The following is a 26,881-nucleotide window of genomic DNA, read 5'->3' on the forward strand; positions in this document are numbered from 1 at the left end:
TGTTTGTTTAAGCGTAAGAAGCGATGCCGTTAATCAGCTCCGCAACAAAAGGTGCTTCATAGGCGTTGTTTTCCTGAAAGCCCTGCACCTGTGCCTCGATGGTGATCCCGGAAGGCCCTTTGATTTTGGGCTTGGTTCCTCTGGGTTCAATCTGGCTTTCCGGCAGGATGAATGAAATCTGCGAACCCTTTGAAATAAAGGAATCCACAAAGTCCATAACCACACCGTCTGCGGCTTTTTCGCCCAGTTTCGTGTCGGTGTAATGGCAGCTCAGGGAAGCGCCGATGGTGATATCGTCTTCATTGAGGCAGGCCAGAGTGCCTTTGCTGCCCTTGGTGTAACCATTGGTGGTATCAAGGCTGACACTCACGTTGACCCCGGAGGAAATCGCCGACCCCATCTTTTCGCCGCCAAGCTGCAGCTCACCATCGGAATGGGTGAAGTTGACGTGGGCAACTTTTTTGACTGATCCCGCTGCGGTTTCCAGCGCGTTACGGCAATCAGCAGCGGTGGTGTTCAGGGTAAACTCAAGCGCGCCCTCGGTGGAGCCGGACGAGGAATAAGAGAAAGACGAAAGCTTGCAGCCCTCGCTCAACCAGAACGGGGCATTGTTTTCGGCAGCATCAACCGGAATATCCTCCTCGACCGTAAAACTGGGCAAACGGTCAGAAGTCTTGAAAAGGTGGCGGAAAAATCTGGGCGCGATTTCCTCGGAACCAACAAAGGTTTCATCAGCGAAAACCTGCTCGATAACGATTTCATCGGCAGTGCTGGAGGCATGAACAACATAATTGCCATCGTATCCGGTAGTGCCTGAAACAGTAATATTTTCACCGTAATTATAACCGTGGGCCTCACAGGGCAGGCCGACCAGACCGTCACCCTTATCCATTGCCGCCGCGGCCTTGAGCTTGCGGTAAGCACCGCGCTTTACGGTTTCGGTTCCGGCAAAAGCTTCATCAGCGAAAATCGCCTCAATCACGATATCATCAGCACCGGATTCGGGCTGGACGATGTAAACACCGTCATAGTTGGTGGTTCCCCGGACCGTGACCTGCGTATAATGGCGGAATCCGTGTCCGGCACAGGGGAGCTTGACCAGACCGGCGCCGACCTTGACCGGAGAACCGGACAGGGTCGGAGCGGCGGTAATTTCGGATGTAGCAGGCAGGCCGCAAAGCATTTTCATGATGATGCCGGACATATGCAGCCCTGCAGTCAGGCGGAGACTGCCCCCGGCAGTCATGTTTCCCAGTGAAGGCTTGCTGGGGGCAAACTGGCCGCGCAGGGATTTATCAGTAACCAGACCGCGCCCGCCGTCCATATCGCAATCCAGAACCGGAACCAGCACAGCCTCGGGATCATCGGGACGGGTGCGGTAAGCGCTTTCAAAAATAACCTTAACCGTTGATTTGTAGCCTCTTGCGGCTTCGAAACTAGCCATGAACAGTCTCCTTAAAGTACGTTTTCCCGGCCCATGGCACGGGTTTCATTGAAATAAATATCCGAATAAACCACCCGCAGCGGTGAGCGGCCGGATACGTCAAAGTCATAGTTTGCGGCGCAAACCGGGAAATTGTTTTTCACAAGAATTTCGATCACCTTTCTATAGAGCTGCCAGACCAGCTTGACCCCGTTTTTCGGGTCCTTCTCGCGGATACCGACATCAAGCCCGATAAACCCGGTCAGTTTCTCGGCCTCAAGACCGCCGGAACCGGATTCCGGATTCAGAACGATCCAGGGGGCTGAACTCTCACCCTCCGGATTCATATCATCAGCCGGATAAACCACACTGGGATTGTCCAGCCCGACTTCCACGCACCACTCCACAAGAACCGGGGAGTTCTCAAGGATGGCGGCGGCTTCCAGAACTTTATCCATGGCACTCATTTTTTACGCTCCTTCTTGAGATATCCGGCAATGCGCCGTTCCATGAGCGGCCCGATCTTCGGTCGAAAGTCCTCGAACGCCGGGTCAATGACCGGACGCTGCGGGGATTCAATGGTGGTCATATCTGCCGGGAGGGCGCGGCCCGTGGCAGCAAAAAAACGCCGCATGCGCGGGGTTACGGTCTGCGGGCCTGAGTGCCAGTCATACTTTCCACCTCGGGAACCGAGAGCCAGAGCCCGCCCGAAGCTGCGAGCGGACAAACCCATATAACCGACCTGAACCTGCTGCTTGGCGGGTTCATGCAGGTAACCGATGGACTGCGCGACCCTGCCGTAGGCTCGGCGGTGTCCGCCCTTTGAAGCCCTGTAACCGCCGGTTACACGCCCCTTGCGCATGCGCCGTTTAGGGGCTTTGGATTTATCCCCAGTACGGCGATATGCTTCCATCCTGCGAAAACGAGGGGAAGTTTCTGCGGGGTCAATGGTCTCACCGCCGACCCGGCTTTGAAAAATGGATTTCTTGATATAGCGCTGCAGGTGAAACCCGACAGAACGCAAAGCCCGGTTGAATTCACCGGGGAAACTCTGCGCCAGATGCTTGAGATATCGTTCACTGCCGTTATCAATGACCAGCAGAGAACCGGAACCGCCGGAATAAAAATCATAGCGCTGGCCGACAGTCATGCGCCCGGTAGGACGCCCCTGATTATCGAGGGCTTCCCGGATTCCGGTGCGGACCTCACCGTCCGCCTGTGGTCTTTGCCATGGCATGGTTAGCCCCGCTGGTCGGTATTGGCGAAAACACGCCAAATTTGCACCTCTCCACCCACGTGTGTGGGCTGGAACTGGCGCACGGTGAAAACAGACTCGCCCACCCGGACCTGTTCATCATGAACAGGGGAAACGTCTTTTCCGAGCCTATTGGAAGAAAAGGTGAATTTCGCCCAGCGGGAAGCCCCCTGCCGGAAACGCTTATTGACTTCCGGCGGTTCCGCTCCATAGCCGTAATCCTTGAACATAGCCTTAAACGGAAGCGGGTCGGCCCCGTCAGGCATGTAAAGGATTTCGGCCCCGTGGGCTTCGCATGTCTGGTCGAAGGTATCGGCGATGGACATTTTATTTACCTGCCTGTGCTTCGTAGCAGTCGATTACAGCGTCACGCTCTTCCACCGCATCGGTCAGGCTCAAAGTGTTGAGCTTCTGGCGGCGCACATTTTCCGCAGAGCCGATGTGTTCACCATCAACCAGCGGATAAACCGCGTAGAGCCCGGGACGCGGACACTTTTCCAATTTGGCCTCGACCTCAATAATCTGCACTTGCGGCTTGGGCAGTTCCGTTGCCTTCGGTGCGCAGGAGCACAGAATTAATAAAATAAACAGTGTCACGGCTTGTTTCATCGTCAATCACTCCGCTGGTTTGTTCCGGGGACACAGTAACGGACCTGCGGTCCAGTTCCTGAGAACGGGCCAGCCGCTTGATATAGTCCCGCTTGGTTTTTTGCAGGCTGGTGACCTGACCTTGAAGCCCGGCCACTTTCTTATGCAGTTCAGCTTCATCAGCCTCGGCAAGACTGGCGCGGGTTTCAGCGTTGGCGCGCAGGGCCTGCTCAGTAACTACGGTGGCGTTAAAACGCTGCACATCAAGGCGCAGTTGCTCATTTTCGGCACTGAGAAAAAATAGTTTCAGCCCCATGCCGGCGAGAGCCAGAACCACAAGCAAAATTCCGCCTGCGGCGGCAGCAGCCTTAAGCCTGCTTCCGCCGCAGAGGTTTAAGAGGAAGGAAACAACAATCATTTGTTCCTCACATAGATTTCAGCTTCAGTCGCACCTTTCATGGCAGCCATGAACTTGTGAAATGCGGGAGTGCTGGCAAGTACGGCCTTTTTACCGTTAAGCTTCCCGGGTCTGGTCCCGGTCAACGGACAACCCTCTGTATCATCAACTGTATTGCCGATGTGGATACGCACGTACTTGCGGCCCGGGACATTTTTAATTGTCCAGAGCCTGCAGCCTTTAGAGGGAGAGAATTCCAGCTCAAGGGGATAAATTCCCTCGGGAATGCAGGAAATATCGGGTTTGTTGTCGCGCCACGGTTCCTCAAGCGTGTAACAGACCTCCACACCTTCAACGTAGAGTCTGCCGATAGTGGCCTCATTGTCCTGATCTTCCCTGATAAGTTCGACTATAGTCATACTGTTTCGCCCTCCATTTTATCGCGATACCCGCGCAAACGCTTAACCAGAGCCATAGGCAGGCGAACTCCCTGAGCATCGAGATGGACACAAACGCTCAGGAACTCACACAAAGCCGCATAGCCGATAACGAAATTACGAACGCCTTTAGCCAGAAAAGTCAGCGAGGGATAAGAAAACACAACAATCTGGTCGAGCATCTGCGCACAGATAATCAGCACCAGATAAAAGACTGTCTTCATCAGCCCCCGGCGGATCTTGGTCCAACTGATCGCCCCTTGCATCCACGCACGGTAAAAACCAAGCATGAAATCCAGCACATAAAGAACAAGCAGGGCCAACAGGGCCACATCAAACCCACCCAGCAACCACCCCATGCAGGAACCGAAACATGCCCAGAAGGACTTGAAAGCCGACTGATCGAAGAGGAAAAGCTTATCCAAAAATTCTATAATCTTGGAAAACATAATTGCCCCGGTTGTCCGCCCTGTGCCTGCCCCGAGGAACCGCCAGCGGTTGGCGGGTAAAATGCAGGGCAAGCACAGGGAGGACGGTTGTGGAGATTTATCCGTTGATTTTTACGGCTACGGTGGCGGACTCAGTAAGTGCAGCCTCATAAACAATCCCGGCATAGAGATTGTCAGCTGCAACAAGGGTCAATGCACCGGACCCGGCAACACCGCCCTGCGGGTCACCATCCGCGTCCCAATAGACCTTTTTGCCCTGTGCAAAACCTTCGGCAGCCTTGGGCATGAAGTAGACGCCCTCAAGATTAAGAGCACCGGTATTACCGTTCAGTATATTGGTTTCCGCGATGGTCAGGGTATCCCCGACCACTACCGGCTGATTTGTCGCAACATCCGATCCGGTGCTGTTTTTCCAAGTAAGGGTTTTTCCCTTTGCAAGCTCATGTGCCATTGCATTTACTCCGTGTTTCTAAAGGACAGCTGCTACTGGCCTACGTTCTGGGAAAGGGCCTTGGCACTGATCGCTTTAGCCACAGCCTCGATGCGGACTTTCTTTTCAATGCCGTCAATATTCCAGCCGTTTTTGGATTCGGTAAAAGGGGTCTTTTTACCGTTGAGGAAGTACATTTTTACGGTCTTGCCTTTGGGACCAGCGAGGAACCAGGCTTTTTCGCTGTGGTCATCCATACGCCCGTCATAAACGCGGACCAGTTTGTTATCCCCGGCATATCTGTTGGCAAGGTTGGGCTGATTGGTCTTGCCCCCGATCAGAGTTGTATTGAAGAACTGTTCGGCAGCCCCTTCAAGAGAAGTAGGAGCAAGCAGATAATGAGGACGGATATTCAAGCGGCGTTTTCCACCGATATCCTTCTGCCCACGCATATTCTTGAAACCGAGATCAAGAGACTCGGTTCCGATAGCGGAGCCGGGGCTTACAAGGTTCTTACGGTCAGCATGGAAAAGGGGTTTACCGTCACCCATCTGTTCATTGGCAAAGAGTACGGCATAAGGAAGGTCGGCAATGGTGCGCTTGGCGGAAGCACCCATCTCATTACCGATGGAAGAGAGGGCATCCAGATCATCATTGATAAGGGCTTCTCTGGTCAGGCGAAACAGCAGACCGAACTTGGCGAGCATGACGGTTTCACCTTCTTCACCCAGAGTTCCGTAGCTGTATTCGCCACCTTCGGGTATTTCCTTCAAGCTGCTGATTTCACCGGGACTGATAAGACGCTTGGGACGATAATCAGTGAGCACGCCGCTGGTGTCGCACCAGATGTCATGAGTGGATTCTTCTTCCTCGAACCCGGCAAGCAGAAGACGGTCAGCAACACTGTCCAGAATCATGGGCAGGTCGGAAGTGGAAAGCGCACGGCCCACAATATCAGTGGGGTAACCGGACGGATTGCCACCAGCAAGCACCACGGCATGGCGGCAAAGCTCAACCATGGAATAACCGCCGAACCCGCCCATTTCATTATGGTCTACTTCATGACCGCAACGGGCCATGATGGCGTTTTCCCCGGCCTGACGGAATTTTTCCTGCTCAGTTGGGCCACCCTCAATGCGCTGCGAAGGCATAGTCTGCTGCTGGGCACGGCCCAGATGATCAGCACTGCATACTTTGTAGACTTCCAGCACGGTTTTACCTTCGTTGATAAACTCAGCCGCACGCTCACCCATGCCGTACTGGTTGCACACGGAAACGATTTCCGCCGCATCAGAACGGGAAAAAGCCGCGCCATCAGCTGCAGTCGCGGGAGGTGTTACCGGATTGGCGGGAGGTGCAGGGTTCGCGGGAGGATCGGAGCGCTGGCCGTCCTGACCGGATTGGGACTGGTTTGCGGGCTGCTCAATGCTGCCCTGATCTTCACCACCGGCAAAAGCGCGCTTTTCCATTTCTGCGAGGATATCGGCCTCACTTGCTTCAGGCATGTTGAACCGTCTACGCAGTTCTTTCAGTTTTTCAGGGGGCATAATTTTCTCCTTTTTGCCGGCCTCTTGTCTGGCCTTGGCGTTTTCGTCTGCGCCGATGGGACACCAGCTGAGTTCTCTGCGGCTCCAATCGACAGCTACCAAAACCGGACCCTCGAATTCACGTCCGGCAACCTCGGTTGTTTCACCGTCCTTGACCCGCACATGGGCATGGACGGTGTATCCGATAGAAACATCGGTCAGGTGGCCTTCGCGCACCTTGGTAAAAACTTCCTCTGCAGCATCAACAGAGGAAAAATATGTTCTTGCGAGAAGCTGCTCGCCTTCAACTTCGAAATCACGGGCTGAACCGATCACCGAACTGGTAGACCAGCGGTCATGAGTATCGAGCAGGGGGATTTGAGACGGACCATCCGCGCGCATTCCGGACATAAGCAGGACTTCACGTTCCATCCGCCAGGTATCAGGGTTAAAAACCCAAGCCGGTTCTTCAGTGGCAGCCACTACCTGCACAGAACGATTTTCCATATCCAATGAACTGGGAACGCCCTCGGAACTGAGTCGCACTTGAGCGGCACGGCGGGTAATTCCAGGATTTACATTTAAGACTTTCATACTAGTCTCCATTCTCCCCGCTCACAGCAGCGGGATTGTTAGCGTTGGCAGTTGAAATGCCGGACAGGTCGAAAACCAATTCGCGGTCATCGCACATGGATTGCCATTCGCGCAGGTCATCGAGCACCGCTTCGGGATCGCCGCCACGGGCAAGGATGATTTCCTGCGGGGACTGCAACCCGGCCTTGATGGCTTCAACTGCGGCCTTGTTTTCCTTGAGAGGATCAAGAGGACGCATTCCCGGAGGAATGAAAACGCCACGGCGGTAGTGATAGGGATCAGTGAAGTAACCGGGTAGGTTCAATCGCCCTGAGAGCACGCAAGCCTCAAGCATCCGCCAGACATGCGGCTTTTCAAACTGGAAGACATGCCGCTTAACCGTAGGGGCCATCTGCTGGATAAAATCGTTGCGGCTGACGCGCAGGGTTGTGTAGCTCAAACCGGAATAATCCCCAGTCAGCATTTCGTAAGGGGTCCCGGTGGTCAGGCTGGTCAGCTGCAGCATAAATTTGGTAAAAGCCTGAAAAGCACCATCACCGCGCTGGTTGTTGGCGAGTTTAATGGATTCACCGGGCCGCAGGTATTCGATAAGTGCGTTCTCAAGGTATTCGATTGGTTCAGGGCCTTGGTCTTCGCCATTTCCCACTTTGCGCACATTCTGAAAGGCGGCTGGATCAGGAGTTTCCACAAAAGCCAGATAACGCGAGGCCAGCTTGAAAGCATCCAGCTCTGACCCCACGGCCTCTTTCAGACTCCCGGCGATAAGCACCGCCGCAGCGCAACAAGGCATGCCGCGCACCTGTCCGGGACGCTGGCGGTCAAAACCGAAAACCACGTTCTCAGCAGGAACGCGGGTTGCTTTAAGGGAATAACCGTCATCAGCCAGATGCAGGGCCACGATGCGCCCAACTCGGTCGACTTCAACGCCGTTGTAGACCTTGTTTTTCCCGACAGGCTTTGCGCCCAGATCGGAAAGGCGGTCAGCCTCGTAGAGGGAAATGCCCCACGGTATAAATTTATTGCGCTGATTTTTATGCGGCTGCCAGACGGCGATAAATTCACCGGTCTCAAAATCCTGCCGTTTGGCAAGGGCCGAGAGTTCATAATAATGCTGGCGAAAAGCCGAAGAGCCGGAAATATCAATTTCATCCATGGCCCGCTTAAGCGCGTCCTCAATAAGTGTGCGAGTTCTGCGGTCAGGATTGCCGTCCGCGTCCAGCACTTTGGACTGAAAAACAACCCCGGTTCCGACCACGTAAGCGGAAATATTGTCCGCCGCACGGGTGAAGGGAGGGAAATCCCGCACCAGCTGCCGAACACGCTCACGTACAACATGCTGGGAATTGGTAATCAGGGTGTTGACGTCCTCGGCAACAGGACGCCAGCCCCCGGTAAGGTGGGAAATCTGGGCAGCGGCATAGCGTGCGCGCTGATCAGGCAGGGATTCGCGGCGAAAACCACGAAACCAGTCAAGCACCCCTTTAATCACCGCGCACCTCCGCAGGTGCGGCCATAGTAGGCAAGCCCGGTGTTGGGATCGGGCTGCTCAGCCTTGAGTTGGTCACGAAGTTTGCGCAGATCGTTCAGGTTTGCGCGCCCGTAGGTAATATCATCAACTGTGACAGTGATACCCTGAGTCAGGATATCGCGGATCGCGGTTTCGACTTCATCAACAGTTATAGGCATTTATTCCCCCCAATGTGTAAAAAAAGCTAAATTGCTTACATTGACGGGAACAGCATAACCCCGGTTTTTGGGGCTCTTTTAAAAGTTTTGAAGAATTCGCAAGAATTTTGAAGAATTCGCAAGAATTTTGGAAAATTCGCGATAATTTTTATTGACAGGGTTTTGGGGCGGGGTGTTTTTTGGCAAAAAAAATTCCCCGCAGGGCGTTGGGCCTTGCGAGGGATTTTCTGACTTTAATCTTCGGCCGCTTTAGAAAAAACGGTATTAATTTCATTGAATGGAACTGTCATAGGCCCATCATCACCGAGCCATTCCACGAAGTACCAACCTTTAGCACGTTTTTCATAACGGAAGTTAACTTCGTACTTCATCCATCTACCCCACATCTGGATAGTCACGGGTTCGCATTCCTGCTCGCGTACCCACTGGCAATATAGCTGGTAAAGCGGCGTGGCCTGAACAACCATCCTTTCGGAAATACTGAACTTCTTAGCCGAAGGCTTGATAAACCGCTCCACCCATTCACGAAACAGCATCATGGACTGATCGCCGCTCTGAATCTGCAAGCCGGAGCCGGGACGGACATCGGAAAGAAGATGGCAATATTCAAAAAACAAACGATGAATATCATCTTCACCGCCACCATTCATTCGAGCCACCTGCACAGCGGATTGCAGAGCAACAGACCGCTGATTCGGACGTAACCGGGGGAGCTTTTCCAGATCGAAAGGCAAGGAAGGGGTCGAAGAAGATTCTTCGCTTTCGGGGTCTTCATCACCAAGAGTATAACAACCTCGTTCACGCAGAGTAGGAAGAACTTCCGAGGTGACCCAACGGCGAAACTTTTTGGCTTCGGGTTTACGGCTTTTGAAGATTAGGGAGTAGAGGCCGGATTCGGAGACGGCTAAAACCTCCTGCCTTCTGCCTATGGGGTCGGTAATACCTACCCCATCTCTTTCGTCATCATCCAATCGCGAAACTGCGTCTTTGTGGTTAGAGATTTCCAAAGCAGCACAAACATCCTTGGCCACAAACCAATAAAGACCTTCTTGATCTGTAACAACCCGGACCACACGGTCACCGAAATCAAAAGGGATAATTTTATCAGACATTGCCAAGCCTCCGCTCCAGATCGCGCAGGAATTCGGCGTTCTTGGCTTCCATTGTCTCCCATTCAGTTTTTATCAGATGGGACACACCGCCGAACTTATCAAAATCAAGAACATCAGAAAGAATCATGAAGGGATAGAGATTGGCTTGAAGCTGTTGCTGGACAAGAGATAAAACGCGGGATTGTTCGGTTTCGTTGATGGGGGTTACTTTTTCGCTCATGAAGAGCCTCCTAGGGATATTTTTGAATTGGCCCTTTCAGAATAGAAAAAGCCGGGAGCTTCAAAAACGTCCCTAGACGCCCTGCACACCTTTCCCGAAGGTATTGTATAGCATGCAGACTCCCGGCAAATATCTTGGCGAAAATATAAAGAACAAAACCTCAATGGGCGCAAAAAAACCGCCAACTATCGGGAGCGGAAACCGCTAGGGAATAAAGGTGTTTTGAAGCACCTGAAAATTATTTATCCCGTTACTGGTGCACAAGTCAACCAGTAACGGGATATTTTGTGTGGTAAGGTTATTTTTTCTTTTTCAATTCATCTCGCAACTTTTCTTTTTCAGCCCTAATCCATTTAGACAAGGCAGGCATCAAATGAATATACTTACGTTTAGAAACTTCCCTGTTCTCTGAATGAAAATTAAAACTATCACCGTTGAACTTGATCTTAGAATTTACAGTATTTGCTCTGAGACTGACTTCAGCACTTATTTTTTCTCCTTCAACCTGCCCTACAATTATCCACTTCATAGGATCATCAAGCTGGGTCTCTTCAACAGTTGAAATTGCATCTGCTGGCAAATTATCAGGAATTCCATACACAGAGCGAAAAACAATATCCTGTACTTCTATCGGAGTTCCATGAGCCCAAACATTTCCACTCTTTTCCCATCCATACCGCTTGCCTTGAAAACAAACACTGTACCAAATATCATCCTCGCGATCTTTAAAATAAGCAATTTCACCATGAGGGCTGTCCAGCTTCTCAATTTTTTTATCCACTGGAATTTTCCACCCTTTTTTATAAAACCACTCCAAAGCTTCTTGGTACAATGAAAGGGCATCTGGCAACTTATCCTGCCCAATGCAGTAATGCACTAGATGCTTACACAACCTGCGCGGATCGTCTTGAGAGAATTGGCCCCTACGCTTTTTCCAATCGGGACAATTACATGAAAGCTGCCCAGTGCTGACGTAGTAGGCTTTCCCAGAATCACGGGACACAACCTTCACTGAATCAGCAGGTACTTGCTCCATTTTAAAAAACTTGAAAAATAAATAAATACCAGCTGCGAGAACTATTAATATCCAAACCATCACAAGCCGCCCAATATCAGATTATTCCAAAAACGGCCAAACTGATCATCAGTAAGATAATCCCTACATTCATGAGCCCCACAAGAAAGACTTTTTTCAGTAAAATCCGAACCTAGTTTATCTCCCACAGGATTACTCTTGGCATCAAACATACCGTTGAGCTTACCTTCAGAATCAGTTGTATAGCACATATATTGAAAGCCAATTCGTTTACCGTTCGAATTCTCACGCCAGAAATATGGCATACACACTGTTGGAGAACCGCTTTCACACTGAAAAGTTGATACATCAAGGACACCATTCGCAGCGGCCTTTGCAAAAACAATCGGATACCCCTCACCCATCATAACTTGGGAAACTTTCTCCTGCTGTTTATAATGTTTGGAAACGCACCCGCCAGCCCCAACCAAACAACCCAACAAAACGAATAACAAAATTTTTCTCATAAATGCCACCTCGTTAAATTTTACCACGCACTACGGTTATAATATTATCTAAAGAGTATCAAGGCGACATTAAGATTCACTAAACAGAAAAATCCCCCTCCCGGTAATCCGGAAGGGGGATTTAAATTTTTATCCTGAGGGTGACTACATCAACCACCCCAAAAGCAATACAACACCAACAGGCACTATAAACCATCGCCTGAAGGTCTGCCAGAAACTGGCCCAGAATCCGAGCGGCGGCTGCTCCAGCTCATAGCTGTAACCATGTCCGCAATCCGGGCAACGAGCGGGCAGGTCGGAGATATCCGCGCCGCATTTTATGCAATTAAGCTCTTTCATATCCTATCCTTATCTTTTTCAGCCCTTGAAAGCGAGGGGAAAATTAAGTTTCCCTATCCTGCGCGCTTCATTTTCTTTTCAAGCCTTTTGAACCGCCAGTCATCAATCAGCCTGGTATCACTCTCCCAGCGTCCGCGCGGGCAATCCTGAGTTGCCGGAAAAGCTTCCTCCCGAATCCATTTGAGGACAGTGGGCGCGCTGTAGCCCACGTATTTACATATTTCATCCATGCCCAGCAGGGCTGTTTTTGCGCGGGCTACCATAGATTCCTCCCTTGCGGACGCGGTTTGCGTTTCGGTTTCTGCATCTGATAAACTTCGTCAACCAGTTCCATTTGAATTATCGGCTTATGCAGCTGCTGCAGCGGCGGCAGCATCATGGCATCGGCACAGGCCAGCGCGTAGACTGCGCAGTCCAGATAGTGGTTTTCCACCCCTTTTTTCTTGATCCATTTGTATCGTCCACGGGCATCGCGGATTTTCTCTTCACTGCCCAGCTGCGCGATTAAATCATCGCCAGCCTCGGCATTGAGCCAGAGCGGGTTCTGGTGATCACGCGAAAGCAGAGCATGCAAACGGCCTTTGAGTCTGCTGGTTTCCAGCAGATAGCCGCGCAGCTGCCCGGAAAAGAGCTGATACTTGGCTTTTGCTTCCGGGTCTTTGCCCCAGGTGGTCAGCCGCAGCGGAACATCCATGGCCCGGGAAGAACCTTTACAGCCCCAGACCGGCAGGTCTGGATTGGACTGGAGAAAAGACAGGGCTTCGTCTGTCATGGTAGCTTCGTGCTCACCTTCACCGCCGCCTATATCAAGCAGCGCCCGCCAGATCGGGGCCACGTAGCCGGGTTTACCCGTCACCGGGTAGGCAGTATTGCGCAGGAAATCCGCCAAACCGTCCCAGCTGGGGATGATGCCGTAATCAACTATGGTTCCGCAAAGCTGGCGGTCCCATGCAATAACCACAAAACGGCGGTCACGTTTCTGGTTATCAATGCCGCAGGTAACGGCTAGAGTTTCCGGCGGCGCGAAACGGGCCGGGTAAAGGACTTCTCCGGTCTGCTCGCTGAAATCATCGCGGATCATGGCCCGGATACCTTCTTCCGAGGTTGTGCGGACGGTGTTCTGGTACAGCTGGGTGCAATGGTTGTTGTGGAAGTTTTCAAGCTCATCAGGTTTGCCCTGCGCGGCGTACCAGTCATGCAGAACAGTTGAGAGGCTGCACCCGATGGTTTCCCAACTGCGGATATGGAAAGCCACAGAACTGACCCCGGACAGATCGCCCAGCCAGCGCCCGGCACGCAGTGCGGCATTTTTAACCGCGTCATTCCAGCGATAATCGCAGCACTTGCACTGATAGCGGCCCAGCCTTTCTTTCATGATCCGTTTCGGATCGGTAACCAGCTTGCCGTCTTCATCAAGCGCGCTTATCCGCTTGAGGGTCATGACCTGATAGGTTCCGCAGGCCGGGCAACGGGCCTCTATGTTGCACCACATCTGCGCGCGGTCCCGGGCGAGGGTGTAAATAGACGGTTTTCCAACACAGCCGCGCACCTTGGATTCAAGCAGAGCCTTGGCCGTGCCCAGCATGCGATATGCGTCCAGCCGTTCCAGCATTTTGAAAACAGAGGCCCAATCCTGATAGGCATCAACCTCGGACAAATGGACTATTTCCATGGAAGCCGAGGAATAGGAGGCATCCGAACCGGACCACATTCCGTAGATTTTGGAATCATCGTCAAAAGTTATTTCATCCTTCTGGACTGCAAAGCGGTCAGCCCGAAGCCGTCTTTTCAAAGCCGGGATGGCTTCAATGTACTTGCGCAGCCGGTCATCCATGATGCGCTTGAGCTGCTTCTCGGTGGTGACTCCAACACCCACAGGCTTGATCTTTTCCGCAAGACTGGAAAGCACACAACCCTGCGCTATGGTGGTTTTGTTGGTAGTCTGGGAAGGGCCGAGAATAAAGACTTCCTCGACTTTGGGCAGGTCAAAGGCATCCATTATTCCTTTGGCATGCGGAGTCATATCCGAACGCCAGAGCTGATCCTTGAACGGACCGGCCACCAACCGCAGGTTTTTGCGACACCAGTCATAAGTGGAAATTTTGAGCGGAGCGCGAAAAACCGAAATCTCACCCTCACAAAGATTGATCTCAGGAGGCCTGCAACTCATGACGCACGCTCCATCAGGCTGGAAATAATCGCATTGTGGGCCATGAACTCCCGAAACTGATTACCGAGAATTTCGTTACAGCCTTCAATTAACGCGCTTACTTCCCCATCAACATACTCAAGCAGGTTCTCGGCCCCGGCTTCGGAAGCGACAAATTCCTCTTGAGCTTCCGGGGATAGAAACCGTCCGTAAGAATAGGCATCGAGCAGCAAAGAAACGTCTGCCAGCCACATCTTGACCAACTCACGGGATTTGGACTGCGCAAATTCCACCACAACCGGAGAAAAACGAACAGGATCAATCCCGAGCATTTCACAGAGTTCGCGGGATTCATCCGCTCCACCGCCGAACATGTCCGCAATGGAATCGGCCCTATCCATGCCCCACTTTTCCAACGAAAGCCGGAACACCCGGGCACGCGCGGCCAGTTCGCCGAACATCACGGTCATGGAAACGTATTTTCCGCGTTCCCTGTTAAAATTGAACTCCACGCGGTCAGCCTGGAGATTCCTGAGCCTGGCATCGCCTGCCGCCTTGTCTTCGTGAGAGGATGGGGAAGGGTAAGAACTCATGGACCCTGAATCATCACCTTCAAAATCATAAAGATTTTTAGCAATTTTCAGGATCTTCTTTTTATCCCACTTACCCTTTTTATCTCCATTCACCCATGTCGGCTGCAACTTCCCACCAAAAACACACTGGTTATAGACAGTGGAACGAGAACCAAGATATCCGTTTTCCTTTAAAAACCGATATAGTTCATTTGCGTTTTCGATCATGCCTTCTCCTTAATCCGATCCGGGAAATAGTATTCGATAATATCTTGTAAGCATTCGTGATCTAGCCACATTTTCCAGATGGCCCGCATTGTTTCATCATGTTTCTGGCCCCATTGAGGCGGGATGCTGTCCACGTAAACCCCGCCGAATTCGTTACGGTAGAACCCGACCGGCTTACCTTTGATCAGGTCGTAAAATTCTTTGAAGGGCCCAAAGAATTCCGGGAATCTGGCAACCTCTTCCATGACCTTTTCTATGCGGCTTTTCGGTTTCGGTGGTGGCGCCGGAGGCTTGACCGGAGCCGGGGCAGGCTTGGGAGATTGCCGGCGCATACTCGCAGCCCGGCGCACCCGCTTGGGTATTCCGGCCTCAACCCACTTGCAGATATCGAGGTAAAAAGGATCAATGCCCATGTTGTAAAAATCATCGAGGGGGAAATGGGCAGGTTTAAGCCAGAGTGGGCGCACGGCCTCGCCCACGTCTTTGCCGTACCGGGGAGGCACAGGCCAGCGGCGCGCATTGGGAAATTCCTTTTTCCAGAAATCCCAAAAAGCCTGTTTTCCGGCAAAATCGTTATCAGTTGCGCAAAGGATCAGCTCAGCGCGGCGTAGAATCTTTGCGGCATAGGCGTCAGGACGCGCCCCGGCAGCCCCCACGGCCATAACGCCAATGGGCAGATCAGGAAACAAAACACGGCAGGCCGCCCAGACCAGATAGGCATCACGGTCAGTTTCCACGATAACCCAGATTTTCCAGCGCGGGTCACCGGCTATTAGATAGGGCGGCAGATAACCGCGGGGAACATCTCCGGCGATGACCTGCCAGTATTTCGGCATCCAATCCTTTTGCTCTGCAACCCGGATTTTGACCTTTGCCGGGAGTCCGTCACGCATGGAGGCAAAAACCAGTCCCACAGGCCACCAGATTTTGCGTTCAGCTTTAGGATTGTTTTTTGAAGACTGATAAGGAAGATCCATAGCCGTGACCGGATAAAAATGGTCCTTTGCGTTCCAGCCGATCCGGCAAGATCTGGCGGTGGCGGCATCAATCCCCCACTCGGAGAGCAGGGCCAGCACTTCCGGACGCCTCTGCAACTCTTCCACGCATTCCATGACAATCTGATGCGCTTTCTGCTGCCACTTCTCCGGCGGGATGTAGGCTGCATCAGGTTCCCAGCGGCGAATAACCTTCCTCGGAGCCGGGGAAGTCCTGGAAGCGGAACCGGGACCGTCTGTCAGACGTTCCGGACAGAATTCCTTGAGGAAGGCGCGGAAGCCTTCGAATTCGTCATAGCCGTTCAGCTCGCAGTAAATATTGATCAGATCACCGCCAGCCTGACAGCCGAAGCAGTGATAAAGATCCTGTGTCGCATCATAATGAGCCGAGGGAGTCTTTTCGTTATGCAGAGGGCAGCAGCACCAGAGGTCCAGCTCATTGCCCTTTTTATCATCCACAGCCACCATAGAAGCGAAAATGGATGCACAGCGGGCAGCACCGAGATATTCAAGAGCTTTACCCATGGCGGCGCCCCCCCTCTTCGTGCCAGATTCCGACCGCTGAAAAGAAAAAGGAGCATTCCGGAGCGGTGAATTTCCATTTTTCCAATTGAAAAACGGGGATTTCCAATCGTTTTTGAAAGGAAAAGATCAATATTTCAGGAAGATATCCAGAAATTATTTCCAAAATTTCCAATTTTCCATTTTGTTTATAAAGTCTTTTTTGCGCGCCTGTGTGCGCGCGCGATCTATATAAGATAGAACCTTCTTCCCCTTTTTTTTGTTTTTTTATAAAACTGGAGAAAAATGGAAAAATGGAAATAATAGAAGATTCTGCCCACTCAACCCCCTGTTCTACATAGCTTTTGCCGATTTCCATTCTAAAAAAGAGATTGGAAATAAACGGAAACAATTGGAAATTAGAGAGGATCATTTTGAAAACCTCCCTGTTCGGCTTCGGGCCACTCGGACTTGTCTATGGGCAGAGTGCCGCTCTTGGCAGCCTCGACCCAATGGTCTTTTAAGCGCCAGCCGCAATAATGCGGGGAACTCAAGCCCTGTGTCCCTTTGGGAATCTTTTTCACATCCGGGCGCTTGGAAAGCTCCCGGCCCATTTTGTTGGGTGTTATCCAGACATCATCTTTAGCGGTCAGGTTATTGGAGTCGCGAAACCAGAGCTTGAAAACAAGATGAAGATCCTTGTTGGGGTACTTGGCATCGGGATCAGGCTCACAGCAATCACTGAGAAACTGGGCCAGCCAGTCCTGTTCTTCTTCGTACTCCGCATTTTGTTCAAGTATCGCTTTAGGTGGCGGCGGCATATGACCGAGTTCAAGCGCCTTCATGGCACACGCAACCATCCAGCCCAGAATCCCTGATGATTCGGCCTCAAGCTTGGCGGTAACAACAGATTCAGGAAGCATGGGAAAGATGTAATTTGCCTCGTTAACGGCAATTTCACCTTCTGGATCCACAAAGCGGGCATTACATGGAAAGATTCTCAAACGGTTTTTGAGAAAAGCGTTATCCGCGCCCTTGAGTTTCGGGACATTATTGGTGTGCAGGCACAGGGTGTGCGTCTGGAAAAACTCTTCATCACCCTTGTTCAGGGTTCGAGCTTTGATGCGGTCTGAGGCCGAAGTCAAAAGCTTGATCTTTGCGGTGGAAAACTGCTGGTTCTCATCGGCTTCACTGGCCACAGCCATACGCCGCCCACGCAGATCCACCAGTGAAGGACTGGGCTTATCTGCCTGAGCGAATTTATCCACTAGCAGCATCTCGACTTTGACGGTAGACGCGAACTCTCCGAGCCCTTTCTGGATGGTATCGAAAATAACCGATTTACCGTTATCCCCGAACTGACCGAGAAAAACAAAAAAGTTTTTCGGCTGCACCCCGGTGACACAGAAGCCCACAAAATACTCGAAATACTCAATCAGCTCCGCATCCCCGCAAAAGACCTTCTGCAGGGTATCTTCCCAGAAATCGGCAGGCTCAGACGTTCCCTTGTATTCCCATGGGGATTTATGCCGGAAATGAAGTTCCGGCCACGGCACATCGGTATATTCAGTACCGTCCCGCAGGTTGACCACCGTCTTGGCCGTAGGCAAAAGCTCGCGGTGCGGCTCCAGATCGGAGCTTTCCATACCCAGAAGCGTACCCCGGCGCAGCATCTTGAGGACGTTGTTTATTTTGTTCTGGTTTCGCAGCGAGGCGGCCGAGGATTTAAACTCTTTAGCTCTATTCCTCAATGGATTATAAATACAAGACTTTTTACCCTCATCTTTCTTCTTTTTGGCTAATTTATAGAAATTCTTAGCCTCTGTTTCATAGAGGGAAGCGACCAGATCAACTTTCTCTTCAATCTGCCTGTTGAGATCCTGTTCCCAAATGGTGCAATTGAACTTAAACCAGTCCTTGGTAAAGTTGTCGTAGAGATGTGATCCTTTCAGCAAAAACGCCGCCAGTTCTGCAGCTCCCAGCTCAGCCCGCCGATGACACCTATGGATTAATTCACGTGGCGGTACACCTTCCGGTAATTTAGGTTTCGGTTTCCGAGGCGGCTTGCCCTGTTCGGCCCGGTTCCGGTCGGCTTTTTCCTGACTCGCAGCTTTCTGCGCGGCCCTCTCTCGTTCAACCTGCTCCGGTTCTGCAGCTGCTGCGGCCTGAACTTCTGCGGCAATGTTGTCCTGATCCATGCTACCCATGGCAACCTCCGAACATTACGCAATCCGCAAAAAAAGCCCCGTTATTTTCGTCACCTGAATCAATGTCCAAATGTCCAAAAATTATTCCAACCCCCACACGCAAAAAACCCGCGCTGATACCGACCCCTACAAGATTAAGCCTCTGGAAGGACCCATGAATTTGGTTTCCGCCTTGTTGTTTTTGCCAGTTTGATAAAAAAAGAGGGGGAAGGGAGAAGAGGAAAGAAGCGGCCCAACAGCTAGAGGTCGCCCCCGCTGCCGCGTGGGCGGGATTATAAAGATACTGGTGAAGAGAATAAAAAGGAAATGCGCGGGTAAGTCGTGGGTAACCTACACGCAAAAACAGGCAGACTAAAAGGGGGGAGGACTCAACACCTTCAGAAGAAAGAAAAGCTATATTATAGGTGAGTTCGGGCAATTTCAGGGCTTCGCCCTGTTGCCCTTCTAAGCCGTTGGCCGAGGGTTCGAATCCTTCCTGCCCCGCCACTTGGAAATCATAGGGTTACAAACGAAAGTTTGTGACCCTTTTTCTTTTGCAGGTAAGTAAAAGGCAAGTTGATTATAAAAAAGTGCAAAACCGAATACCTTTGAATCATTCCGAAAAACTCCACAAAACAGCCCCCGTATCAAGACCAAGTTCAGCGGGATATATATTTCCAAAAATCCCATACCGAACGCCACAGAGGGCAAACTGAACCACACTTTCCTTTTCCTTAAAATCACTCCAAAAATAGACATGTTCAATATCAGGTACATGATGAGAACAGTTTCTGATCTAACATAAAAATTGTTATCAGGATAAATAACTGTGTTCACTCCATATTTTGTGTTTAATTCACCTTAAACTTATCTGAGGACATCTCAGATAATTAAAAAGTAACGCAATATCAAGCCGCTCTATAAATCTAATATAGAACTGCTTGGCAGCATGAATTAAATAGATATTCCAAATTAATCAGTCAGTTATTTGATGCTTCCCCCACCGGACATCAGACAACAAAAAAATTATTCAAACCTTTGCGCCAACCGATGTCCCAACTGAAACAGATCTTCAATGCAAGATTACAACCCACCAATCATTTCACGAATCTTAACAGCAGCAAATACATAATCTTCCAAATCCTTGCCCATTTAGTAAAAAAGTTGATTTTTTTTTCCAGGGCGGACCTGAATTGTCTAAACTATGTCCGCTCTATTTCATATTGTCGATGCTCTCTGACGCAGGAAAACCCTTAAGCACAGGGTTTAGGGCGATTGTGTCACAACACCGAACGAAGGAAAGGAGATGTTATGTTTCATCCCGAGAAATTTGTTTTGCGGAAAAAAAGATGTACTATTTCGCCTTTGATCAGGTCGGCATTGTTTATCTGGTTGCAAATAACAAAGGGAATGAGGTAAAGCGGATTATATATGATTCGTTCGGCAACTTGATGGTCGATACTAATGAACAGGTTAATCTTGTGCTTGGCTTTGCAGCTGGGCTCTATGATCGTGATACCGGTCTGGTGCATTTTGGGTATCGTGAATATGATTCTTTGGTTGGTAGGTTTATTCAGCCTGATCCTCTTGGCTTCGCCGGGGGCGACGTAGATATCTACGGCTATTGCAGTGATGATCCAGTTAACTTTGTGGATCGTCTTGGTCTCAAGAAGAATGAAGGTCCGACTCCCAGCGGTGAATATGAGTTTGATCCGAAGGAAGCTTCAGAGATCGAGGGTGTTAACTTTTGGGCTCGTAGGTTGCGCGGAGACTGGGGGCATGGTCGAGTTCCGCTTCGCCCGTCCAATGGAACAGAAACGCATGGAAGAGATGGTTTTTATATCCATGGAGGGGATACTGAAGGTTCTAAGGGGTGCATTGATATTGGGGATAAGGACAAAGATTTTTTCAGGAATGTCAGGAAAACGAAGAACAAAGTAAAAGTAAGAGTTCATTAAAATTTAAATGAAACGGGCAGGTTGACTTTGACCTGCCCGTTGAGCAAATCATGGATATTTTGATCGCATTTGTTGTTGGAAATTTGGCGAAGTTGAGTTCGTATGTGTTAATCTTAGTTTGAAAATGAAGACTCCAAACCAAGTGCACGAACAGGGCTGTGGGGGTACCCCCACAGCCCTGCGATAAACCAATTAACCGTCAATCTATTTCAGGACGGCTCAGGGTAAGGTTAAGAATCCAACCTAATCAAGCATATACCACAGAGCATATCCGAATGACGGATACGCCCATGGCTGGGCGAGCAATTCTTTTCTGGTCAAGCCATGCCGGATTGCCATTCCGAAAAGATTGATAATTTCCTCTGCATGCTGACCGAGATAGTGAGCTCCGAGGATCTTCCCGGTTTCCGCGTCTTCTATTACTTCATACCCGGCATGCTTGATGCCCAGCCTTTTATGCTCCGACCACTTGGATGCATCTCCGGAATGGATGATATGCTTATCTTCACTGGCCTCCTCCACGGAAAGCCCTACCGCCGCAAGAGGCGGATGACTGAACACCGCACTGGCAGACCCTGTCAGGTCGCTTTCATGGGACTTGCTGCCGATTATATTATTTGCGGCAACTTCTGCATGCAGGGCCGCTGTCGGTGTAAGGGATTTATCAGGCTCCGCGCAATCACCTATGGCATATACGTTGGGATTGTTAACGCACTGCATTTTGGAATTAACCCTGATCCCTGATTTGCCAATTTCGATTCCGGCTTCTTCCAGACCTATTCCATCAATATTCGGAACCCTTCCTATCGCGCTGACAGCAAGATCAACTTCGAAAGATGATTCTTTATCCGTGTCCGAATGACGGGTGTTGATGCGCACCCCGCTACCGGATGATTCCAGACTGGTTATGCCGTGATTCATGTAAACCCGTATTCCTGCTTCCTTCATGGCCTCAAGAAGAGTTTGGCTCAGCTTAAGGCTGAATCCACGTAAAATCCTTTCACTGCGGTGAATCACAGACACTTCAGCCCCGGCAGCCGCGGCAACAAATGCGTACTCAATTGATATGAATCCACCACCAAGAAAGGCTATTGACTGGGGAATTTCATCCAGCTCCAGAAACTGATCGCTGTAAATAACCAACCCCGCATCATCCTCGGGCTGTTTACGCGGACGTGCTCCGGTTGCAATAACAATATCCCTGCCCTCAATTACTCCATATCCCTCAACGGCCACTTTCCTGTCCTCCGTAATGGCACCTTCACCCGGAACAGTCTTGATCCCCGCCTTCTCATAAGATTTAAAAACAGCCGGAGAAATGGGATCGATAAGAGATCTCTTGAATTTCATCAACGAAGGCCAGTCAATGCCGGCCTCTCCAACCGGGCCCAGCCCCGACATATCTCTGAAACGGAAAACCGTATGGGCTGCGTCGACCAGAACCTTTTTGGGTTCACAACCTCTCAACGGGCAGACACCGCCCCAGCCATCACGTTCGACAACAGCCACACTGAGCCCGGCCTTCCGGCATTTTCTGGCAACAGTTCCCCCTGCCGGCCCTGAACCTATAATTACTACATCATATTTCTCGTTTCGCATGCATACTCCTCGGCTCAATGTTTAAAGTATTTCGAAAATTAGAATTTGAAATCAGTTTATAATTTTAAATTTCATTGATCAGACTTTTGAGTATACACATAAGAACAGCTCAAGTTCAATGTTGTCAAATCTCAAACTATATTTTTAAGCCTGATTTTCTGAGAGCCGAGAATATAAAAAAGTCTCTCATTAAAAATAACGAGAGACTCCAGACTGCTGAGGCTATGCCTGCGCAGTTTTTCCAGGGGGATTATCTTTTAATATATATTCGTAAATATCATCTCTTTTCGTCTTAACGGAATTACTTCTATCCACATAAGGGACAGTGTAGCATCGGCATTTCGGGCACATTGTCTCATGGATAAGTTCCTCCCATCTTCCAGACCAACCGCAATTGATGCATTTGTTTACCATTTTTCCTCCGTTTCACACGTAGAGAGACCCCGGCCTAAACCGGGGTCGAAGCAGGTTATCCATTTACAACAATAACTTATGAAGAGCTTTCAATGGCGATTTTCTTGGAACCGCTTTCCACGGATTCTTTCCTGGGCATGGTTATGTGCAGGACACCTTTTTGAAGCTTGGCGCTGATGTGCTCCTTATCAGCGTCTTTGGGGATGTTCAGTATTCTACGGAAAGAACCGTAAGAGCGTTCAACACGGTAGTAGCCTTTATCCTCCGTCTTTTCTTCATGTTTCTTTTCTGCCGAAAGAATCAATATGTCATCCTTCACTTCAACTGAAAGATCACTTTCATCTATTCCCGGCAGATCGGCCTTGATGACATACTCCTTGTCCGTGCCATAAACGTCCACTTTCGGCTTTATGGACACCTTGTCGAATCTGGGATCAGTCACGTCCATCAATTTTCCCGGCATGGTCAGCCCGAAACCGGAAAATACCGAATCAAACATGCGGTCTACTTCTGCGTGAAACTGGTCAAGCGGAGAAGCGTATCCATTTGCCCCCCGTTCCGTCTGCTTAACCGGAAGGGTCTTTTCCTGTTCACTTTCCCTCTTGAACCAATTCCAGGGATTCAGCTTGGAAACGGTCATAGCTTCCTCCTTGAATGGTTAAGGTTAATGTTTCTACTATATTTTTAAAACACAATCGCAAACAGTCAATAGTATTAATTCATATTTTGTAGCACTTTTTTAAATCATTATTACAGCATGTTAAATAAAAAAAAGACGCGGACAACCAAGTCCGCGCCTTTTAATTATTCATTCAACATTCTCGGATTTTATATCAAAGAGCCAGAGCAACCCTCTCTCCGACCTTGACCGATGTTTCATAGCCGGAAATGGAATTTCGGATGATATCTTCATCCACCCGTACTTTGTCTTTCTCGAAAAGCATCACAACGGTTGAACCGCCGAACTTGAACCAGCCCTTCTGCTGTCCCTTACCGACCCGCTGTTCTGGATCATACACCTGCCTGATGGAACCGACCATTGTAGCTCCGACTTCACACAACAGGATATCTCCCGCGACCTCGGTGCGCAATTCGCAATACTCCCGCTTGTTTTCCCAGTAGACCTTAAGCATGTCCTTTACTGCATGCGGGGATACTGAATAATAAGAGCCATTGATCAATCTTGAAAGAGTCGGGCGGCCTTCAGCCGGAAAATGGAAACGGTGATAATCCACCGGAGCCAGCCGGATGACCATTAACGTACCGCCCTCGTATTTTTCAGCGAGCATCTGGTTTTGCAGAAATTCCCTCAAAGAGAACTCCTGACCCTTGGCGAAAAAAGTATCCAGACCTTTAAAGCCTTCAAAGGCCATCACCCTTCCGTCTGCCGGAGATACAACCGCTTCCCGGCGCAGATCCACAGGCCGTGCTTCAGGCCTCAGTTCACGGATGAAAAAATCATTGAAAGAGTTGTAGTCACGGACGGGCCTCACAGCTTCACTCATATCAATGCCCAGCGCATCAATGAAGGGGCCGATTTTTTTTCTGGATTCCATGGAATCCATAAACCATCCATAGCATGAAGAAAGAATCTTCTTTTTGACCAGCGCCTCAAGGCCGAGCCTGCCTGCCGGATTGTGATACAGCCACCTGAGCCATTTCTCACCGGGAACTTTCTCCCGAATCTTATCGCCTGTTTTGCGATCTATAAAATATAATTCATGCATTATTTTTTCCTGATTGGTTACGATTGGAAGCAGCAGTATTACTCCCCGTCCGGCAGCAGGTCAACTTCATCCGGTAATAACCGTAACTACCTGTCAAATAGGGTGTTCAGCAGCGAAAAGAATGCCCGCTCTTTAAGCGGATAAAAGGAGAATAATTTATCCCCACTAAACAGTAGAGGCGCAGATCAATGCGATCTGCGCCTCTTCTACATCAGCTGCATGAGCAAAATACTACTCGGGCAAGTGCTGTCCCCTGCGTCCTTTTTCCGGGCAGGGATCGATGACCAGACCGTAAGTCTGGCGACCGTCATGGTCTGAAGGGAGATGCTCGGTCACCGGCATGCCTTCTTTGTTAACAAAGAGCATACAGTGACAGTATTTGTAGTTTTTCATATCTGAGCAGGGACAAAGCCACTCTCTTTCCTTAACCGCTTCCTTCTTGTCAGGATAAAACCGGCAGGGACACAGCGGACGTTTAAGCTCATCCAGATGCATGGCAAGGCCGGTAGTAACGGCATTAGCCACATCTTCCATAGGATGAAGGTTCAACCCGGTACGTGCACAGTTCTTCTTGACATAATTACTGATGAGAGCCGAGCTCTTCTCGCTTGGTTGGGACAATGCTTTCACCTTTATTATTAATAATTTACCTTTATCAACACCACATCCTGCAAAAGGGCAGGCGCTAAACAAGGCAGCGGTTACTTACCATTCATTGCAACTGATTGAAAGAGGTAAAAGTGCGCCCCCCTCTCTTTAAATGCATTACCTGTTATTTATAGGTCATTATTTTTGTATATGAAATTTCATGGGTTGGGTAGTGATTCATCTGCGACTCAAGTCTACATAACCCACCAAAACAGTGACCGAATAAGTGAGCAGTAAAAATTCATCTTCTCGCTCCGAGAATCATCTATATGCTTAATCACAAAAACATTTATTAATACTATCATTGCAGCCTTTATTTATGGTATTGGCAAACTATAGATAATTACAATTTCACTTATATTGAGCATATACCAATGAAAAGAATTCATATTTTATTCACAGCTTTCATTCTGCTTTGGCCGGTATGCGCTATGGCTGATAAGGATATCATAACCTGGTATCGCGCGGAGTTCCCTCCGGCCAGTATCATTCACGGAACCTTTAAGGACAAGGGACACGACAACTACCTTGAAGAAATACTTAAACAAAAGCTCAAAGGTTACAAACACACGGTCCACCACGCCAACTACGGCAGGATTCTGAAACAACTGGCAACAACCAATTGCTGCTGTGTTACTCTGCTCAAAACTCCCGAACGGGAAAAATATATTGAGTACAGCAGACCGACCATGGTCTATCTGGCAACCGGAGTGATTGTACTCAAATCCAAAATCAACCTCATCAGCCCCTTCATGGATGAGGAAGGCTATGTATCGATTGAAAAGCTGTTCAAAAAGACAAAGCTGCGCATGGGAATTTCCCATGGGCGGCGTTACGGAGGAATGGTTGACCGTATAATTGACCAGAATAAAAACTCCCCCAGAATCATAACTCATTTCAAAGAGGATCTTTTGAAAAGCCTGCTGGTTAAAATTGAAGCTGAACACCCTGTAGACTTCACTATAGGCCACTCACACGAATTGAACTGGCAAGTGTCCAATAGCAATATTGGAGACAATTTCGAGTTTATTCCCATGCGTGAAACTCCCAAATATATATTGAGTTATATCGGGTGCACCAAAAATGAATGGGGTAAAAAAATAATCAGAAAGATAAACAAAATACTCGGTGATGGAATAGACCCTGAATATAAACGTAGATACCAATCCAACCTGAGGCCGGAGAACGTTGCAATTCATGACCGTTATATTTCCGAAGTTTTCTCGTCAGAAAACGCGCAGACTTTTTCAATGAACGGAAAAACGGAAGTCAGCTCAAAAATAAAGGATAAAACCGAATAAAAAACATCAGCCCCTTGAATCTCGACAGAAAACGCGCACTGCTGTAACCTCGGGGTTATAAACGACCAGTCCCGCATACATTTTAATAAGGAGTTATAAATGGGAATATTCAACGGACTGATGGGCAATGCCAGTGAAGTGGACGTACAGGATGTTCAGGAAGAACTGTCCCCCATTCTCGCCGACAGTGAAAAGGTGGAAATGGCTTTCAAGCTGATACGCGATATGTTCATCTTCACCAGTGGAAGACTCATTCTCATCGACAAACAGGGCGTTACCGGAAAGAAAGTCGAGTATCTTTCCATACCATACAAATCGATAACGACCTTTTCAGTGGAATCCGCCGGACACTTCGATCTGGATTCCGAGTTGAAGCTCTGGATTTCCGGCAGACACGACCCAGTCTCCAAGGAACTGAAAAAAGGAACGGATGTAGTCGGTATTCAGAAACTGCTGGCTGATAAAATTTTAAAATAAAAACAACGGGCGTGCCCCCTTTCATGATCTTCACTGAATCATGTACCCCCGTGTGGTTATTAAAAAACACCGCAACAGCAATTCCGCCGTTGCGGTGCTTTTTGCGGCACCTGTTCATTTCACCATCA

31 protein-coding genes are annotated in these 26,881 nt (G+C 49.7%); 3 read left to right on the forward strand and 28 right to left on the reverse strand.

What is annotated here, in order from left to right:
• Positions 1-7: 7 nt before the first annotated feature.
• The 24 genes from ACZ5PW_RS14025 to ACZ5PW_RS14140 all read right to left on the reverse strand — a co-directional run bounded on the left by ACZ5PW_RS14025 (position 8) and on the right by ACZ5PW_RS14140 (position 19,137).
• Entirely contained in the window at positions 8-1,444 is a 1,437-nt protein-coding gene (locus tag ACZ5PW_RS14025) for a phage tail tube protein (RefSeq protein ID WP_464554720.1), read from the reverse strand.
• Between the two features lie 11 nt (positions 1,445-1,455).
• Positions 1,456-1,890, reverse strand: coding sequence for a hypothetical protein (locus tag ACZ5PW_RS14030; RefSeq protein WP_464554722.1), 435 nt, complete (start codon positions 1,888-1,890; stop codon positions 1,456-1,458).
• Positions 1,887-2,660 carry a hypothetical protein gene (locus ACZ5PW_RS14035; protein ID WP_464554724.1) on the reverse strand — a complete coding sequence of 258 codons (774 nt, stop codon included), beginning with the start codon at positions 2,658-2,660 and terminating at the stop codon, positions 1,887-1,889. Before ACZ5PW_RS14035 ends, ACZ5PW_RS14030 begins: the two co-directional genes overlap by 4 nt.
• A 2-nt stretch (positions 2,661-2,662) precedes the next feature.
• Positions 2,663-3,004: a hypothetical protein gene (locus ACZ5PW_RS14040; RefSeq protein ID WP_464554726.1), complete on the reverse strand. Its 342-nt coding sequence runs from the start codon at positions 3,002-3,004 to the stop codon at positions 2,663-2,665.
• A 1-nt stretch (position 3,005) separates the two neighbouring features.
• On the reverse strand, positions 3,006-3,179 hold the full coding sequence (locus ACZ5PW_RS14045; RefSeq protein ID WP_464554729.1) for a hypothetical protein: 174 nt from the start codon (positions 3,177-3,179) through the stop codon (positions 3,006-3,008).
• Between the two features lie 13 nt (positions 3,180-3,192).
• Complete coding sequence (locus tag ACZ5PW_RS14050; protein WP_464554733.1) at positions 3,193-3,684, reverse strand: hypothetical protein; 492 nt, start codon at positions 3,682-3,684, stop codon at positions 3,193-3,195.
• A complete protein-coding gene (locus tag ACZ5PW_RS14055) occupies positions 3,681-4,082 on the reverse strand; it encodes a DUF5675 family protein (protein ID WP_464554736.1) in 402 nt (133 codons plus the stop codon). Before ACZ5PW_RS14055 ends, ACZ5PW_RS14050 begins: the two co-directional genes overlap by 4 nt.
• Positions 4,079-4,549, reverse strand: coding sequence for a phage holin family protein (locus tag ACZ5PW_RS14060; RefSeq protein WP_464554740.1), 471 nt, complete (start codon positions 4,547-4,549; stop codon positions 4,079-4,081). Before ACZ5PW_RS14060 ends, ACZ5PW_RS14055 begins: the two co-directional genes overlap by 4 nt.
• Before the next feature lie 97 nt (positions 4,550-4,646).
• Positions 4,647-5,000 (reverse strand): DUF2190 family protein, encoded by a 354-nt coding sequence (locus tag ACZ5PW_RS14065; protein WP_464554743.1) that lies wholly within the window; start codon positions 4,998-5,000, stop codon positions 4,647-4,649.
• Between the two features lie 32 nt (positions 5,001-5,032).
• Complete coding sequence (locus tag ACZ5PW_RS14070; protein WP_464554746.1) at positions 5,033-7,099, reverse strand: phage major capsid protein; 2,067 nt, start codon at positions 7,097-7,099, stop codon at positions 5,033-5,035.
• Between the two features lies 1 nt (position 7,100).
• Positions 7,101-8,588: a phage portal protein gene (locus tag ACZ5PW_RS14075; protein WP_464554748.1), complete on the reverse strand. Its 1,488-nt coding sequence runs from the start codon at positions 8,586-8,588 to the stop codon at positions 7,101-7,103.
• Entirely contained in the window at positions 8,585-8,785 is a 201-nt protein-coding gene (locus tag ACZ5PW_RS14080) for a hypothetical protein (protein ID WP_464554750.1), read from the reverse strand. The genes ACZ5PW_RS14075 and ACZ5PW_RS14080 overlap by 4 nt, the downstream gene beginning before the upstream one ends.
• A gap of 233 nt (positions 8,786-9,018) precedes the next feature.
• Positions 9,019-9,897 carry a BRO-N domain-containing protein gene (locus tag ACZ5PW_RS14085; RefSeq protein WP_464554752.1) on the reverse strand — a complete coding sequence of 293 codons (879 nt, stop codon included), beginning with the start codon at positions 9,895-9,897 and terminating at the stop codon, positions 9,019-9,021.
• The gene (locus ACZ5PW_RS14090) at positions 9,890-10,117 is read right to left on the reverse strand and encodes a hypothetical protein (protein ID WP_464554754.1); all 228 of its coding nucleotides are present in this window, start codon (positions 10,115-10,117) and stop codon (positions 9,890-9,892) included. Before ACZ5PW_RS14090 ends, ACZ5PW_RS14085 begins: the two co-directional genes overlap by 8 nt.
• A 298-nt stretch (positions 10,118-10,415) precedes the next feature.
• Positions 10,416-11,213 (reverse strand): hypothetical protein, encoded by a 798-nt coding sequence (locus ACZ5PW_RS14095; protein ID WP_464554756.1) that lies wholly within the window; start codon positions 11,211-11,213, stop codon positions 10,416-10,418.
• Complete coding sequence (locus ACZ5PW_RS14100; protein ID WP_464554758.1) at positions 11,213-11,659, reverse strand: hypothetical protein; 447 nt, start codon at positions 11,657-11,659, stop codon at positions 11,213-11,215. Before ACZ5PW_RS14100 ends, ACZ5PW_RS14095 begins: the two co-directional genes overlap by 1 nt.
• Positions 11,660-11,803: 144 nt before the next feature.
• The gene (locus ACZ5PW_RS14105; protein WP_464554763.1) at positions 11,804-11,998 is read right to left on the reverse strand and encodes a hypothetical protein; all 195 of its coding nucleotides are present in this window, start codon (positions 11,996-11,998) and stop codon (positions 11,804-11,806) included.
• A 53-nt stretch (positions 11,999-12,051) separates the two neighbouring features.
• Positions 12,052-12,261, reverse strand: a complete 210-nt coding sequence (locus ACZ5PW_RS14110) for a hypothetical protein (RefSeq protein WP_464554766.1) — start codon at positions 12,259-12,261, stop codon at positions 12,052-12,054.
• Positions 12,255-14,168, reverse strand: coding sequence for a terminase gpA endonuclease subunit (locus tag ACZ5PW_RS14115; RefSeq protein ID WP_464554767.1), 1,914 nt, complete (start codon positions 14,166-14,168; stop codon positions 12,255-12,257). The genes ACZ5PW_RS14110 and ACZ5PW_RS14115 overlap by 7 nt, the downstream gene beginning before the upstream one ends.
• A complete protein-coding gene (locus tag ACZ5PW_RS14120) occupies positions 14,165-14,947 on the reverse strand; it encodes a hypothetical protein (protein ID WP_464554769.1) in 783 nt (260 codons plus the stop codon). The genes ACZ5PW_RS14115 and ACZ5PW_RS14120 overlap by 4 nt, the downstream gene beginning before the upstream one ends.
• The gene (locus ACZ5PW_RS14125) at positions 14,944-16,467 is read right to left on the reverse strand and encodes a CHC2 zinc finger domain-containing protein (RefSeq protein ID WP_464554770.1); all 1,524 of its coding nucleotides are present in this window, start codon (positions 16,465-16,467) and stop codon (positions 14,944-14,946) included. Before ACZ5PW_RS14125 ends, ACZ5PW_RS14120 begins: the two co-directional genes overlap by 4 nt.
• Positions 16,460-16,876, reverse strand: coding sequence for a hypothetical protein (locus ACZ5PW_RS14130; RefSeq protein ID WP_464554772.1), 417 nt, complete (start codon positions 16,874-16,876; stop codon positions 16,460-16,462). The genes ACZ5PW_RS14125 and ACZ5PW_RS14130 overlap by 8 nt, the downstream gene beginning before the upstream one ends.
• On the reverse strand, positions 16,863-18,650 hold the full coding sequence (locus ACZ5PW_RS14135; RefSeq protein WP_464554774.1) for a DNA primase family protein: 1,788 nt from the start codon (positions 18,648-18,650) through the stop codon (positions 16,863-16,865). The genes ACZ5PW_RS14130 and ACZ5PW_RS14135 overlap by 14 nt, the downstream gene beginning before the upstream one ends.
• Positions 18,643-19,137: a hypothetical protein gene (locus ACZ5PW_RS14140; RefSeq protein WP_464554776.1), complete on the reverse strand. Its 495-nt coding sequence runs from the start codon at positions 19,135-19,137 to the stop codon at positions 18,643-18,645. The genes ACZ5PW_RS14135 and ACZ5PW_RS14140 overlap by 8 nt, the downstream gene beginning before the upstream one ends.
• A gap of 841 nt (positions 19,138-19,978) precedes the next feature.
• On the opposite strand from ACZ5PW_RS14140, the gene ACZ5PW_RS14145 reads away from it, so the two are divergent.
• Complete coding sequence (locus ACZ5PW_RS14145) at positions 19,979-20,587, forward strand: RHS repeat-associated core domain-containing protein (protein ID WP_464554779.1); 609 nt, start codon at positions 19,979-19,981, stop codon at positions 20,585-20,587.
• Between the two features lie 243 nt (positions 20,588-20,830).
• Here the strand turns inward: ACZ5PW_RS14145 and ACZ5PW_RS14150 are convergent, their stop codons facing one another.
• From ACZ5PW_RS14150 to ACZ5PW_RS14165, 4 genes are all read right to left on the reverse strand, one after another.
• Positions 20,831-22,186 (reverse strand): dihydrolipoyl dehydrogenase family protein, encoded by a 1,356-nt coding sequence (locus tag ACZ5PW_RS14150; RefSeq protein ID WP_464554782.1) that lies wholly within the window; start codon positions 22,184-22,186, stop codon positions 20,831-20,833.
• A 490-nt stretch (positions 22,187-22,676) separates the two neighbouring features.
• Entirely contained in the window at positions 22,677-23,240 is a 564-nt protein-coding gene (locus tag ACZ5PW_RS14155; RefSeq protein WP_464554784.1) for an Hsp20/alpha crystallin family protein, read from the reverse strand.
• 193 nt (positions 23,241-23,433) lie between these two features.
• Entirely contained in the window at positions 23,434-24,327 is an 894-nt protein-coding gene (locus ACZ5PW_RS14160; protein ID WP_464554786.1) for a phosphatidylserine decarboxylase, read from the reverse strand.
• Positions 24,328-24,558: 231 nt separating this feature from the next.
• Complete coding sequence (locus tag ACZ5PW_RS14165) at positions 24,559-24,948, reverse strand: ferredoxin-thioredoxin reductase catalytic domain-containing protein (protein ID WP_464554788.1); 390 nt, start codon at positions 24,946-24,948, stop codon at positions 24,559-24,561.
• A gap of 401 nt (positions 24,949-25,349) precedes the next feature.
• Here ACZ5PW_RS14165 and ACZ5PW_RS14170 point away from each other — a divergent pair, with 401 nt between their 5' ends.
• Together ACZ5PW_RS14170 and ACZ5PW_RS14175 are read left to right on the forward strand one after the other, a co-directional pair.
• Positions 25,350-26,276, forward strand: coding sequence for a TIGR02285 family protein (locus ACZ5PW_RS14170; RefSeq protein WP_464554791.1), 927 nt, complete (start codon positions 25,350-25,352; stop codon positions 26,274-26,276).
• 99 nt (positions 26,277-26,375) lie between these two features.
• Complete coding sequence (locus ACZ5PW_RS14175; protein WP_464554793.1) at positions 26,376-26,753, forward strand: PH domain-containing protein; 378 nt, start codon at positions 26,376-26,378, stop codon at positions 26,751-26,753.
• Positions 26,754-26,881 lie beyond the last annotated feature (128 nt).

It is taken from the genome of Maridesulfovibrio salinus (assembly GCF_055394525.1).

What these genes read in the sequence shown, in the direction of transcription:
- ACZ5PW_RS14080 (WP_464554750.1), bottom strand. Translation starts at nt 8,785, where the DNA reads ATGCCTATAACTGTTGATGAAGTCGAAACCGCGATCCGCGATATCCTG.
- ACZ5PW_RS14025 (WP_464554720.1), bottom strand. Translation starts at nt 1,444, where the DNA reads ATGGCTAGTTTCGAAGCCGCAAGAGGCTACAAATCAACGGTTAAGGTT.
- ACZ5PW_RS14030 (WP_464554722.1), bottom strand. Translation starts at nt 1,890, where the DNA reads ATGAGTGCCATGGATAAAGTTCTGGAAGCCGCCGCCATCCTTGAGAAC.
- ACZ5PW_RS14155 (WP_464554784.1), bottom strand. Translation starts at nt 23,240, where the DNA reads ATGACCGTTTCCAAGCTGAATCCCTGGAATTGGTTCAAGAGGGAAAGT.
- ACZ5PW_RS14125 (WP_464554770.1), bottom strand. Translation starts at nt 16,467, where the DNA reads ATGGGTAAAGCTCTTGAATATCTCGGTGCTGCCCGCTGTGCATCCATT.
- ACZ5PW_RS14105 (WP_464554763.1), bottom strand. Translation starts at nt 11,998, where the DNA reads ATGAAAGAGCTTAATTGCATAAAATGCGGCGCGGATATCTCCGACCTG.
- ACZ5PW_RS14090 (WP_464554754.1), bottom strand. Translation starts at nt 10,117, where the DNA reads ATGAGCGAAAAAGTAACCCCCATCAACGAAACCGAACAATCCCGCGTT.
- ACZ5PW_RS14170 (WP_464554791.1), top strand. Translation starts at nt 25,350, where the DNA reads ATGAAAAGAATTCATATTTTATTCACAGCTTTCATTCTGCTTTGGCCG.
- ACZ5PW_RS14050 (WP_464554733.1), bottom strand. Translation starts at nt 3,684, where the DNA reads ATGATTGTTGTTTCCTTCCTCTTAAACCTCTGCGGCGGAAGCAGGCTT.
- ACZ5PW_RS14085 (WP_464554752.1), bottom strand. Translation starts at nt 9,897, where the DNA reads ATGTCTGATAAAATTATCCCTTTTGATTTCGGTGACCGTGTGGTCCGG.
- ACZ5PW_RS14035 (WP_464554724.1), bottom strand. Translation starts at nt 2,660, where the DNA reads ATGCCATGGCAAAGACCACAGGCGGACGGTGAGGTCCGCACCGGAATC.
- ACZ5PW_RS14065 (WP_464554743.1), bottom strand. Translation starts at nt 5,000, where the DNA reads ATGGCACATGAGCTTGCAAAGGGAAAAACCCTTACTTGGAAAAACAGC.
- ACZ5PW_RS14150 (WP_464554782.1), bottom strand. Translation starts at nt 22,186, where the DNA reads ATGCGAAACGAGAAATATGATGTAGTAATTATAGGTTCAGGGCCGGCA.
- ACZ5PW_RS14100 (WP_464554758.1), bottom strand. Translation starts at nt 11,659, where the DNA reads ATGAGAAAAATTTTGTTATTCGTTTTGTTGGGTTGTTTGGTTGGGGCT.
- ACZ5PW_RS14060 (WP_464554740.1), bottom strand. Translation starts at nt 4,549, where the DNA reads ATGTTTTCCAAGATTATAGAATTTTTGGATAAGCTTTTCCTCTTCGAT.
- ACZ5PW_RS14160 (WP_464554786.1), bottom strand. Translation starts at nt 24,327, where the DNA reads ATGCATGAATTATATTTTATAGATCGCAAAACAGGCGATAAGATTCGG.
- ACZ5PW_RS14130 (WP_464554772.1), bottom strand. Translation starts at nt 16,876, where the DNA reads ATGATCCTCTCTAATTTCCAATTGTTTCCGTTTATTTCCAATCTCTTT.
- ACZ5PW_RS14175 (WP_464554793.1), top strand. Translation starts at nt 26,376, where the DNA reads ATGGGAATATTCAACGGACTGATGGGCAATGCCAGTGAAGTGGACGTA.
- ACZ5PW_RS14070 (WP_464554746.1), bottom strand. Translation starts at nt 7,099, where the DNA reads ATGAAAGTCTTAAATGTAAATCCTGGAATTACCCGCCGTGCCGCTCAA.
- ACZ5PW_RS14040 (WP_464554726.1), bottom strand. Translation starts at nt 3,004, where the DNA reads ATGTCCATCGCCGATACCTTCGACCAGACATGCGAAGCCCACGGGGCC.
- ACZ5PW_RS14115 (WP_464554767.1), bottom strand. Translation starts at nt 14,168, where the DNA reads ATGAGTTGCAGGCCTCCTGAGATCAATCTTTGTGAGGGTGAGATTTCG.
- ACZ5PW_RS14110 (WP_464554766.1), bottom strand. Translation starts at nt 12,261, where the DNA reads ATGGTAGCCCGCGCAAAAACAGCCCTGCTGGGCATGGATGAAATATGT.
- ACZ5PW_RS14095 (WP_464554756.1), bottom strand. Translation starts at nt 11,213, where the DNA reads ATGGTTTGGATATTAATAGTTCTCGCAGCTGGTATTTATTTATTTTTC.
- ACZ5PW_RS14145 (WP_464554779.1), top strand. Translation starts at nt 19,979, where the DNA reads ATGTACTATTTCGCCTTTGATCAGGTCGGCATTGTTTATCTGGTTGCA.
- ACZ5PW_RS14120 (WP_464554769.1), bottom strand. Translation starts at nt 14,947, where the DNA reads ATGATCGAAAACGCAAATGAACTATATCGGTTTTTAAAGGAAAACGGA.
- ACZ5PW_RS14135 (WP_464554774.1), bottom strand. Translation starts at nt 18,650, where the DNA reads ATGGGTAGCATGGATCAGGACAACATTGCCGCAGAAGTTCAGGCCGCA.
- ACZ5PW_RS14055 (WP_464554736.1), bottom strand. Translation starts at nt 4,082, where the DNA reads ATGACTATAGTCGAACTTATCAGGGAAGATCAGGACAATGAGGCCACT.